The organism is Pseudoalteromonas sp. 31A1 (genome assembly GCF_011378815.1).
Taxonomy (GTDB): Bacteria; Pseudomonadota; Gammaproteobacteria; order Enterobacterales; family Alteromonadaceae; genus Pseudoalteromonas; species Pseudoalteromonas arctica.
In genome coordinates, this window is sequence record NZ_WTKY01000005.1 from 24,645 (window position 1) to 37,402 (window position 12,758).

At 38.6% G+C, this 12,758-nt stretch carries 7 protein-coding genes; 1 reads left to right on the forward strand and 6 read right to left on the reverse strand.

What is annotated here, in order from left to right; all coding sequences use genetic code 11:
* Positions 1-259: 259 nt before the first annotated feature.
* The 6 genes from GQR52_RS06810 to GQR52_RS06835 all read right to left on the reverse strand — a co-directional run bounded on the left by GQR52_RS06810 (position 260) and on the right by GQR52_RS06835 (position 8,227).
* On the reverse strand, positions 260-721 hold the full coding sequence (locus GQR52_RS06810; RefSeq protein ID WP_165727920.1) for a hypothetical protein: 462 nt from the start codon (positions 719-721) through the stop codon (positions 260-262).
* Positions 722-800: 79 nt separating this feature from the next.
* A complete protein-coding gene (locus GQR52_RS06815; RefSeq protein WP_165727921.1) occupies positions 801-2,867 on the reverse strand; it encodes a TonB-dependent receptor in 2,067 nt (688 codons plus the stop codon).
* Between the two features lie 447 nt (positions 2,868-3,314).
* The gene (locus GQR52_RS06820) at positions 3,315-4,001 is read right to left on the reverse strand and encodes a 4'-phosphopantetheinyl transferase superfamily protein (protein WP_165727922.1); all 687 of its coding nucleotides are present in this window, start codon (positions 3,999-4,001) and stop codon (positions 3,315-3,317) included.
* A gap of 343 nt (positions 4,002-4,344) precedes the next feature.
* A complete protein-coding gene (locus GQR52_RS06825; RefSeq protein ID WP_165727923.1) occupies positions 4,345-5,076 on the reverse strand; it encodes a 5-oxoprolinase subunit PxpA in 732 nt (243 codons plus the stop codon).
* Position 5,077: 1 nt separating this feature from the next.
* Positions 5,078-6,889, reverse strand: a complete 1,812-nt coding sequence (locus GQR52_RS06830; RefSeq protein WP_165727924.1) for a glycoside hydrolase family 3 protein — start codon at positions 6,887-6,889, stop codon at positions 5,078-5,080.
* A gap of 813 nt (positions 6,890-7,702) precedes the next feature.
* Complete coding sequence (locus GQR52_RS06835) at positions 7,703-8,227, reverse strand: hypothetical protein (protein ID WP_024592711.1); 525 nt, start codon at positions 8,225-8,227, stop codon at positions 7,703-7,705.
* A gap of 149 nt (positions 8,228-8,376) precedes the next feature.
* Here GQR52_RS06835 and GQR52_RS06840 point away from each other — a divergent pair, with 149 nt between their 5' ends.
* A complete protein-coding gene (locus tag GQR52_RS06840) occupies positions 8,377-12,399 on the forward strand; it encodes a rhombosortase-dependent M36 family metallopeptidase (RefSeq protein ID WP_165727925.1) in 4,023 nt (1,340 codons plus the stop codon).
* Positions 12,400-12,758: the final 359 nt, after the last annotated feature.

Below are 12,758 nucleotides of genomic sequence, written 5' to 3' on the forward strand. Positions count from 1 at the left end.
ATCGATTACATATTATTGAGTGTTTTTATAAAGGGGTAACTAGGGCGTGTTGAATTTTGGTGGTTGAATTTACAGCGGCCTGTTTGGTTTTTAGGTAAGGCAGAGCCTATGTAGTGTGGTCACTGCCCATAAATAGGCGATAACGCAGCATAAAGACCAAACATTCGCTACCCTTTGGGTTCTTTCTAGGGACGATTAACTCTTTGTTGCCTTGTTATCGACACGATTTTCTTACCTCAAAATAGATCACTTAATTAAGCTAATTGGTATTACCGCAATGAGAGTGGACAAGTGTAGCTACATCTTGTAATTCAATATTTTCAGGTATCGCTATCTCTTTGGCTGATGCCTGTAGCCATGTTGCAGCATCATCAAGTGATTTAAATACGGCTCCAGGTATACCAAAGGCTTTTTGAACGCTCATATTCTGCAATTTTTGATATTGCTCCTCAGGAACAACTATAAGCATCGCTTGAACACGTTGTTGCATTTTCTCTGCCGCACCATCTTTAAGCCATTTTTGTGTTGCAGGACCCGCCCCTTTAGGGTGTTGTAAGGATGCTTCATCTGTATAAACACGTACTACAATAAATGCTTCAGCTCTATCAAACCAACGATCCCATGATATTAAAGAGTCTAAGTGCATTGCTAGCGTGCACTCCCCCTTTGCCACTGTTACAGCTAATGGCCAGAGGCTGCTATCGTATTTAATTGTTGTCATACTTAATAACCTTTATTATTGATTTTATAGATTTTTCCACGGCAAATGATTTAGCTTTGCCGTGGGAAAATCTGATTGATTAGAATGTATACTGTATGCCCGCACTAATCGTTCTTGGTTGGGTCAATACTGCTTTATCAAAGTTAGTATCAGGTTCATTGCTATCAGCAGGTGCTGTACCTGGATACAATGCAACAGGAGCATCTTCATCAAAAATATTACGCACTGAAAGATACACTTTAGCTTGCTCAGAGATAACGTAGTTCAAACTTGTATCAAAGGTCGCAAAAGCGTCTGTTTTACCGCCTTCATCGTTTGAAATACTAGTATACCAACCATCAGTGTACTGGCCGCTAACGTTAACAACCCAATTATTTGATTGCCATGTGGTCCCTAATTTCATAGAAGCAGAAGGTACCGTAAATAATGAATTCCCTTCTAGTCCTGAGTTTGGATAATCAGTGATCTCAGAATCTAACAGTGCAAAACCACCATAAAGATTGAACTGATCATTAATCTGCCAATCGGCATTAAATTCAAAACCAATAGTAGTTACTTCGTCTGCATTTCTAACTACATAAGCTTCATCACGTGAGTTTTCAGGTGTTAAATCAAAAGGTAGCTGCATGTCTGTATATTGCGAATAAAACAGGTTTTGAGATGTGTTTATACTGTTATTAGCCCATTGCTGACGACCATAGATTTCTAAAGAGTTTACGTACTCTTCATCATATTCATAGTTAACAATTGGTGCGCCAAAGGAAATGCCGCCGCCTCCTGCATTATACCCGCGAGATAATTGTAAACCGACAATATGCGTATCACTTACTTGGTAGCTAAGCCCAAGTTTAGGTAATAAGGCACTGTAGTCGTTATCGGATTCTATTTTTGCAATCGCTCTATCAGGATCCCCACCTTCACGTTTGCGGTTTTCCTTTTCGTAGCGTAAACCTGCCGTTAGCTCAAACTTGTCACTAAATGGGAGGGCACCTTCAGAGTAGATTGCAAAATTATCTGAATCATCAGTAAAGCTTTGTTTTACAATAAATTGGATCCAATCATCTTGTTCCGAAGTATAGTAGCGACTACCAATAACCCATTGTTCGCCGTTATCACCTTGATAGCGTAAACGAGGTTCTATCACAAACTCTTTGTTATCAACATTCGCTTTAGACCCATCTGGCGTAGATTTACGTTCAAAATTAAAGTCTGTTGCTGAAGCTGTTACTTCTAGCTGTAGTTGTTGAGTTAATGATGCGCTGTATTCAATGCCTAAGCTTTTAGTATGCGTAACATGAACGGGTTGTTGCGGAAAGTCAGAACGACGCTGATCAAATGGATAATCAATAATTTCACCATTTGGACCACTGTATTTGTTATCGGTTAATGTGACAACAACGCGTGTACCGTATTTGTCATCGCCCTCATAAAGTAATTTCCCTCTAATTGCACGGCCTTCCATGTCAGCTGGGTTTTTAACACCAGGGTAAGGTTCATAATCAACAGATGAACGACGCTCAAATTGATCTGCTGCAATTCGTAAGGAAAACTGCTCCGAAAGAGGTTGATTATAAATAGCTGAAAGTCGTTTTTGGTCTAAATTCCCGCCTTCAGCACGAATTGTGAACTCTTGTTCAAACGTCGGATCTTGTGTTTCTACGCGTATTGTACCTGCTATTGCATTACGCCCAGCTAAAGTACTTTGCGGCCCTCTGAGAACTTCAATTTGTTCAAGGTCCCAAATACCTAAATCGCCAAAAACTATTTCGTTATAAGTAGCTGAACGACCATCAATTTGCCAGTTTAAGCGTGCTCTGCTGCCTGCAAAAAATGCATTCGCGTTTTCTGCGGCTCCAGTACCATCAATACCCCTTACTGTTGGAGCTTTACCAGTACCAGTGACCATTGTGATGTTTGGAATTTCGCTTAGTACGTCTCTTACTGTTCTTAATTCGGGGCGGCTTTCAAGTTCTTTACTATCGAAAACAACAACGCTATTACCACTTTGTAGTAGACTTCTTGATAATAACTCGCCAGTAACTTCAATAACGGTCATTTGATCCACTGCGTCATTGTTATCAGAATTAGCTAAAGCTGTAGTAGATGTAAGTGCTGCGAGGGGGATTAAAACATCCTTAAATTTCACAGGTATTCCCTTCCGTAAATGTAAATGATAATTATTTTCAATGCTATATTCAATTGTATTAAAATACAACACTAAAGTTAATTAATGTTGTATTTTTAACTTAATTGTTAATCAGTAGAGAGGTGGTTTGGCTGTTATTTCAATCTAGGGCGATTTAATCGCGGCGTGAGGTTTGTAACCTAGTGGGCTTGGTAACGGCTCCTGCGTTACCCTACTGGCAGCGCATATTTGGCATTTATTCAACGTTATCGCCTATTTATGGGGAATAACCACACTACATAAGCTCAGCCTTGCCTAAATACCAAGCATACGGCTGAAAATTTGACCTCGAAAGATAAACAGGTCCTAGACAAATTTTTTATCTATTTGTTTCAAATAAAAATTTTAACGACATATAGTGCAATTTAATTCGTTAAATTGCTCAAAGGTTTATGCAGGTTGGTATAACTAGGAATTTTTGAATTCGCACTCTGTGAGCACTATATTTTTGTCACATTGGTAAAATACGGTTAAGTAAGTGTCTTTAGGCACTTGCGGTGAAAGTGCTTGGGTTATTTTAAATTGCAGTTGTTGTTCATTAAAGGCAATGAGCGTAGCCGCTTCAAAGCCAAAAAATTGTTTCACACTTGCGTACAAAGCTTTAAAAATACTTTCTTTTGCTGAGAAGATAATGGTTAACGGGTGTGATACCTGCTCTGCGAACAATCTAAACTGAGGATAGTCATTAGGGTGCAAAATTTGTTCTTGTAGCTCTCGCTCTTGTTTTGCGCTCATTAGCTGTTCGATATCAATACCAATGCCAGCGATATCTGTGCGCTGAGAGGCCATTGCCATTGCAATCCCTTGAGTATGGGTAATACTAGCGATAACTTTATCAGGCCATATCGGCGCGCGATCATTGCCAGAAAGAATATCAAAAGAGGAAATACCGAGTGCGTTTAGTACTTTTTTCGCACAAAATCGGCCAGCCAAATACTCGGCCTTTCGTTTTGTGACTGCTTTTTGAAGTTGCAGCGGTGAAAAAATCTGATAACTCGAAAAGTCACTATCAATAAAGTGGTTACTATCAAATTTACAACAAAAAGTGCTGTGGCTAAGGTAGGGTGTAAACTGAGTATAAGGGGAAAGTTCCATATGCTATTTGCATTTTTCCTAAAATTAAGAGTAGCGCTTTAATGGTACGTTAAAAATATAATAAATAAAGTAAAGTTTATGACCTGTGCTGAGCTTAAGCTCATTGCGTAATGTACAATATGCATGATTAATTAACCTGAACTCTGGATAATAAATCTATATCGAGCAGCTATTTTCAGCGCTAACTGCGTTGAATTTACTTGCAATAGGCCCGCTATTGATGCGTAAATTCGTCTTTTTTTCACTGAGAATCTCTGGCTAGAGAAAATAAAGTTAAATATCACCATGGTTCAATACGCAGTAAATCTCTTAACCAGAGTCAGGTTACTTAGTTTTTGAGTGTTTAACGAGTTTGGCACAGAGCTTTGATCTCCTGAATAAGGGCAATGCTTGCTTCGTTATCGCTATGCACACATAAACTATCAGCATGTAAAGGTAATACCTTTCCCGATTGAGTTGTTACACAGCCTGTAGTTAACAATTGTTTTACTTGCGCAATCAGTGCCGATTTATTATGCACGCTACCAGGAATATTCCGCGATACTAACAGTCCTGCATCGGTATATTGACGGTCCGCGAAGGCTTCTAAAATTAATGTTAATTGGTATGTTTTGGCAAGTTGCTGATGGCTTTGTGCTTTAGCTGTTGCAAGTAGCATGAGCTTTAATGGGGTTGGGTAGATGGCAATGGCATGCATGACAGTGTTTAATATTGTTTCATCAGCCATCATGTCGTTATAAAGCGCACCATGTGGCTTTACGTAGCTAAGTGTTAATCCCTGCACTTTTGCCATACCTTCAACCGCTGCAATTTGATAATGCAGGCAATGTGTAAGCTCTTTTTCGCTAAGATTCATTGAGCGTCTACCAAAGCCTTGCCTATCGGGGTAACTTGGGTGAGCACCAATTTGAACATTATGCTGTTTGGCAAGTAGCAGCGTATTTGCCATTACATCAGCATCACCAGCATGGAATCCACAGGCAATATTAGCCATATCAATATGAGGCATTACATCATCGTCTAGCCCCATTTTCCACGCGCCAAAGCTTTCACCTAAATCGCAATTAAGTTTCATATTAGTGCGCCTTTCGCGATTTTATTGTGACAGGCAGTACGCCGTTAGCAGGTGCTTCACCAAATAACACTTTTGCAAGGGCGGTAAAAGCAGGCCCAGATACAATATCGTTTTTATCTACATCAATATTATATGCGTAAGATGCAAGTACAGCATTTGCATAATCGCCAAATTTAGCAATGTCGTAAGGGGCTCTTAAGCTTATAAAAACAGTTTTTTTATTTTCATCTTTTGCCATATCTAATAATGACTCAAGTGCTTTTGGTTGCTCTGCATTATTAAGTGCAAAATTAGGGTCGTCTTTTAAATCATCCATACCGCCAATTTCTACCGCACTTTGATTAGGCGTTGCATTGCCGGCTATCACTACATCAGCAGCGTGTATTTGTGCTTTTGCGAGTGCAGGGTCGAACCCTTGTAAGCTACTACAGCTATAGGTGAATTTTTGCTGGCTGGTAGCTTCAATTGCTTGCTGCATTGCCATACATTTACGCGTGTCGGGCATAATAATATGAACATTACTTCCTGCTTTTAAATTAAGCGGCAAAGTACTGTTATTATTTTTAACCTGCGTTATTGCCTCTACAGCAAGTTGCGCTTCTATTTCACGATGTGCAGCACTGCCAATAACCTGCTTAGCTTCTGTAAGCGCGGTAATAGGGTCAAAATTAGTGCTTAATCTAAATTTATTTTTAAGAGAGGTAATACGCATCGCAGATTGCGCTATTTCTTGCTCATCAAGTTGTTTTGATTTAACCGCTGCAACAAGCTCTTTAATAAGGTCATCGAGCTTATTAAAGTCATTGGGTGTTCTAATTTCAACGGGCATTAGGGCAATGTCAGCCCCAGCCGCAAACGTATTAATTACCGCTTGAGTTGGTGTAAAAAAGTTACTAATACCAGCCATATCAAGCGCATCGGTTACTACAACACCTTGGTAATTAAGCTCACCGCGTAAAATATCAGTAATGATTGCACGTGACATTGTTGCCGGTTTTATCATGGTTTTGCCATCAACACTTACAAACGTTGTGCTATCGAGCGCTGGATACTGGATGTGCGCCGTCATTATCATGCCAGGGTTTTGCTTGGCGATAATGTGTTTAAACGGCGCTAGGTCTTGCTCGTAAATAACTTCTTTTGCATGGTTTACTTTAGGCAAACCTGTATGGCTATCTACGTTTGTATCGCCGTGACCAGGAAAGTGCTTTAACGAGGTAATAACACCGTTGTTTTCAAATCCTGCAACTTGAGCTGCGCCTAATTTACTAACGAGTGCTGGGTTTTCACCAAATGAGCGTACATTAATAACAGGGTTATCGGGGTTCATGTTTACATCAACGGTAGGCGCATAATTTACATTGATACCCAGCGAATTTAGCTCTTTAGCTATTACTGTTGCTGTTTTTGTGGCAAAGCTTGTACCGTGTTTTTTGTACGTTGCGCCAATCGACATATTACCGGTAAATGATGTAGCAACATCGCGTGGTAAACGCGCTACACGTCCGCCTTCTTGATCTATTGATATAAATAAAGGCAGCTTACTACTGGACTTACTTGCAGCTGTTTGCAATTGGCTATTAAGCGTAATGGTTTGTTCTATTGATTGAGTGTTTTCAGAAAATAAAATAACTCCGCCAATATCGTATTTAGCAATAGCGACGGCAAGCTCATTAGGTAACTCGGTCATTGGCGTTCGGCATTTATTACTTGCTCCTTGCTGGCAGAAGTAGCGAAAGTCGAGTATTAACTTTTGCCCAAGTTGTTGTTCAAGAGAAAGCACGGGTTTAGCAAACGAGGATTGTAATGGCATTAAACACCCAGATAAAAAAACGATAGACGATACAGCATACTTATTTAGCAAAACGCTCTCCAAGGCTAAAAAGTAGATAAATGTATGCAGCTTAACTACTTTTTAAAGTAACTGCAAAAGAAGGTTTTCTTTACAAAAACCATTAACGTATTGTAAAAATTGAAGAAAAATTATAGTTTTGAACTTAGTGAAAAGTTATATTTTTTCTGGCTTTATTGATATTAGGTAATAAATTTTTAATAGGCTGTAATTGCAGGCTTTATGCTCAATTATAGGTGCAAGTATTGAATGCCTAATACTTAGGATGGCATTCATTTTCGAAAGAATTATTAATAGCCTTAATCTTCGATTTCTTATTTTTCATTTAACGATTACAGCCTTTATTAGTACTTTAGTAAGTCGCTTTTATTCTACCTACCAAGCACAAAAGGAGCAGTTAAAAACTTACACTAAAAATAACTATGCCTGCGCTAATAAACTAGCATCAACAACTTATACTCTTTAGAATCAGCAATGCAATAACCTGCCTATTCAACTAAAAATCATCTTGAAAAGACAATATTGTGGCGCATTTAGGTAGAGAAGAATTTGTATTTTTTTACCTAATAAGAACAGCAAAGTGCGCAAAATAGCGGAGCGATCACGTCAAACCGTTGAGTCTATAAATACGTAAACTATTGGATTTATAATAATTCCTATTGGCATTGCAACTTGGTCTGAGCGTAGTAACGGAATAGACCAAGTTTACAAATGTGCTGACAAAGTACTTTACCATGTTAATAAGTATGGTAGTGGTAAGTGCATTGTTGCTGATTAAAAGTGTGTTTCGATAGGAGAGTAATCAATTGCAACTTCTACATTGCTCACTGAGCTATAATTGTTTAGATCTTTAGATAATCCTGCAATATCAACATCCTTTTCAACAAGTAATGTGTAATTGTGAGCTGTCGATTTAACTAACTCATAATTATTTTTTAACTCATCAGGCAAAGAATCGGTATTTAATGTAATGGTAAGAGTACCTGTTACTACACCTTTTTGCTTTAAGTTCTGATTATAAATAACGTCGCCTTTAAATAACTGCTCAGAGTTAAAAATAAGCTTATCACCCGATGAATTTATGCTTTTAGATGCTTTTTTCATAATACCTTGACTACTTTCTTTTTTAGGAAAAATAGTGTCAGTTTTCTGGTTCTTAGATGGTTCTTTTATAATGATTTCTGCTGTTTTAGGTAGCGCCTGAGAGTTGTTAACCTCTGTTTTTTCACTGTTATTACATGCAGATAGTAATAAAGCTGCAATTATTGGCACTGAACTTATAAAAATTATTTTTTGCATTCGTTTACCTTTGTTTACTTTTCTCTAAATTTAAAGCTATTCAGCTTCATTCAAGTATGTATATTAACAACTTAACTATGCGTTTACATAAAATAATCAATTAAAAAACATTAAGTACTTTAATATAATAAATACAAACAGGTGGATACATGTCTCAATTTAAATTAACAACTATTGCCATAGTTGTAGCATCAACATTAGCAGCAGGTGAGCTAACGGCCGCTGAACAAACCCGATTTTATGATGTAAGTGCTACAAATGCAGTTACTCAGGGTACTTCTTTAGCTGCTGTTCAGCAGAGAACCTTAGCCGAACGCGCCACTGTATCGGGTCAAAAATCTATTTACGATGCACAAATGGGTAAAGCAACATTTTTATGGCAAGCAATAGGTCAGCGTAAGCCTGACATGGCTTTAATCGCAGCTGATAACCGTAATCAATATGCTGCTGACTTTTATATTGAAACTTTAACAGGTATTAGTAATCGTAAAACAACAGCATCTTCTGCTGTTATGGTTGATTTATCAGAGCAAAAACGCGGTTCTATTAGTGCAAAATACAAGCAACAAGTAAACGGTGTTGAAGTTTTTAACCGCGAATACAACTTGTTAATGGATAAAGAGTACAACCTAGTAGCAAGCTCGGGTTATTTTGCGGATACGTCGTCATCTAAAAATAAACTTGCTGCATTAACGGGTTTTGTAAGCTCTGAGCAAAGTATAAAAAAAGCATTTAGTGAATTAGCAAATATTGATGTCTCACTTCGTAAAATTGGTAACGAGGGTGGATATGCAAAGTATGAGGCTAAATCATTAGATGACTCTAAGATTGTTTTAGGTACACCACGTGCAAAAGAAGTGTTTTTTGAAGTTGCAGGCGAGCTTAAATCTGCTTACTACATTGAAGTAGAAGTAGCAGAAGTTGGCTCTTTAGAAAGTGACTACTTTAGTTATGTAGTAGATTCGAATAACAGCAAAGTATATTTTGCGAAAGATTTGAAATCTCATGCAGCTGACTTTAATTACCGTGTTTACGCTAACCAAGATGGCTACCCAATGGAAAGCCCGCACGGTGACGTAATTCCTGCAGATGACCCAGGGCAAGTAGACGAGACTGAGATTTTAGACGCGCCAATGGTATCTCTATCTTACTACAGTAAACTAAGCACAATGGACCCATGGTTAGCTGATGATGCAACGACAACATCAGGTAATAACGTATTTGCTTACGCAGATGTGGTTGCACCTCAAGACTTTAGTGAAGGTGACTTTACTGCTGAAACAACAGCAGACTTCACATTTGACTACCCTTATAAAGTAGATGAAGTTGCAAATAGCTACGCAAACCGTAAAGCGGCTATTGTTAACTTGTTTTATATGAATAACTTTTTACATGATTTTTTCTATGATCATGGTTTTGATGAAACGTCAAATGTAGCTCAAGTATCTAACTTTGGTCGTGGCGGCGTAGAAGGTGACCCGATTGAAGCACAGGCTCAAGATAACTCAGGTCGTAATAACGCAAATATGTCTACGCCAGCTGATGGTGCTAGCCCACGTATGCAAATGTACTTGTACAACAGTAAAGATGCCGTTGTTGGTGTAGATTTTGGTATTACAGTAACTTCACATGACTCTTTAGGCCTTTTAGCTTCAACAAAAGAATCTGGCTTTGGTAAATACCAATTCAGTGATGTGGCTGCAGAAGTTGTTCGTTTAGATGATGGAAATACAGTAGATTCAACAAGTGTGAATGATGGTTGTGAGCCTGCTATAAATGCAGCTGAACTAGCGGGTAAAATTGCAATTGTAGACCGTGGCTCATGCTCATTTACAATTAAAGTAAAAAATGCACAAGATGCGGGTGCAATAGCAACTATCGTTGTTAATAATGACCCAGATACAGCAGAACCGGCACCAATGGGCGGTGAAGACGATACTGTAACTATTCCAAATATGGGTTTAAATTACGCTGATGGTCATGCAATGTATGACCTAATTGATGCTAGTGAAGTTGTTACTGTAAACATGTTTACCAAAGCAACATTAAAAGATGGTACGTTTGATAATGGTATTATTGCTCATGAATGGGGTCACTACATTAGTAACCGCTTAGTCGGTAATTCATCAGGCCTTATTAACTTCCAAGGCCGCGCAATGGGCGAAGGCTGGGGCGATTTCCACTCATTAATGTTTATCGCTAAAGAAAGCGATATAAATATCACAGGTAACGATAAGTTCCAAAAAGCATATGGTAGCGGCACATTTGTAGAAGACTTCTACTTCGGTATTCGTCGTCTTCCTTATTCAACTGATACAGATGTAAATGCATTATCGTTCCGACATATTACTGAAAATGCTGGTGCTGATATTGGTATTTCACCAACAAGCGTGGCTTCTCCTCATGCTGCCGGCGAAATTTGGGCAACTGTATTATGGGAAAACTACGTAACGCTTATTAACGAGCATGGCTTTAATGAAGCACAAACTCGAATGGCAGATTACTTAGTTGCAGGTTACAAATTAACACCTATAGCACCAACCTACACTGAAGCACGTGATGCTATTTTAGCTGCTGCCTATGCAGTAGACCCTGCTGATTACAAGTTAATGGTAGGCGCATTTGCTAAACGTGGTATGGGTCTTGGCGCAGTATCGCCAGATCGTTTCAGTGAAGACCTTACTGGTGTAGTTGAATCAGATAAAACACAGCTTTCTAGCTATGCTTTTGCAAGTGCTGACTTAAACAACATGTACAATGGTACAGAGCTTGGTTTTTGTACTAACGACAATATTTTAGATAAAGGCGAAACGAGTACGGTTAGCGTAACAATTACTAACCGTGGTAGTGAAGTACTTAGTGGTACAACAGCACAACTGACAGTTATAAGCGATCATGATGTAACATTTGAAAATGATGGCCTACTTACTTTTGGTGAAGTTCAACCGTACGAAGCAATAACAAGTAACGATATTAAAGTTACTTTGAACGAAGCGGGTACAGCTGAAACACTAGAAATTGAAGTCACATTCCCTGAAATTGAAACAGACGATGATATCGTTGAAGCGCTTGATCAAACACTTACGTTTGAAGTAAATATGGGCTTTAAGTCAGAAACGCCTGTTGGAGCTGTAGTTTCTGATGATATGGAAGTAGCAAGTTCATCACTATTAGATTTAAAAGAAAACGTAATGTTTGGTGGTGATTTAGCTGCTGGCACTCAAGTAATGGATAATAGTAGTAATATTGCATTCTTTGAACAAGGTGGCTTTGGCCTAGGCACACAAGCAATGCGCCTTGTAAATAATGGCTTCCAATCGGATGTAGCAGTAGAGAGTAAGTCATTCGAAGTCGGTTACTCTGGCGACTTTGAAATTTCATTCTGGCATTTCTATAGTATCGAGGAAAACTGGGATGGTGGTGTTGTAGAAGTTAGTGTTAATGGTGGTGACTGGGTTGATGCTACTGAAATTGGCGGCACATTTGATGTTGGCTATGACGCTGTTCTAATCGAAAACGATTCTCAAGAGCTTCAAGAACGTGAAACATACACAGGTAATAACGTACAAGATAGTGGCGCGTATGGTAATTATGAAACTATCAACTTTGGTGATGCTCTAAACGGCAACTTAGTAAAAGTACGCTTTAGAATTTCATCAGATGGCGCAGTAAGTGATTTAGGTTGGTGGATTGATAACCTAACTATGTCTAACGTTTTATCTCCTGTATTTTCAGAGCTTGTAGCGGGTGATTCACTAGCATGTGATAACGCAGCTCCACTTGTTTTAGTAGAAAGCGCATCAGCGGAAATTACTGAATCTGCTACAGGAACAATTACAGCAACAGCGTCAGATCGCAATGGTCAAACACTAACTTATGCTTGGACTCAGGTTAGCGGTAGTGATGCTACGCTCACTGGTACTGATACAGCAACTTTGAGCTTCACACCTGCAGCTATTACTGCAGATGAAGAGCTTGTTTTTGAAGTTGCCGTAAGTGATGGTGTAACAACTGTGACTCAACAAAGTACTGTAATGGTAAAAAATGAAGCGGTAGCAACAGTGCCTGTAACAGAAGCAAAATCTAGCGGTGGTGGTAGTTTTGGCTTTATAGCTTTATTACTTACTCCATTAGTATGGTTTAATAGACGTCGTAAAAACGTTAGTAAATAAGTTTAAATAACATCCCGTCGTCTCTAAACACATGACGGCTTTAATGAAAGGCCAGTAGCTTTTGCTTCTGGCCTTTTTTATAAACTTAGTGTGATGTTTTTAGTCCTGACCTCATATTAACTTTTTCATGGCCATACACTTTGACTTATCTATTAGTCATATTGCCTTTTTATACGACATCAACAACTTATATCTTAAAGCTTAATAAACAACCTCGGTGCGTTCACTTAGTTGGCTAGAGTTTTACTGATTAAAGGATAAAAAATGGCAATACTGGAATATATTATTTATCACGCCATACCCTAACGCATAGTCGCTAAATTGAACAAACCAACTTAATTAAAAACACTTAAACGGGT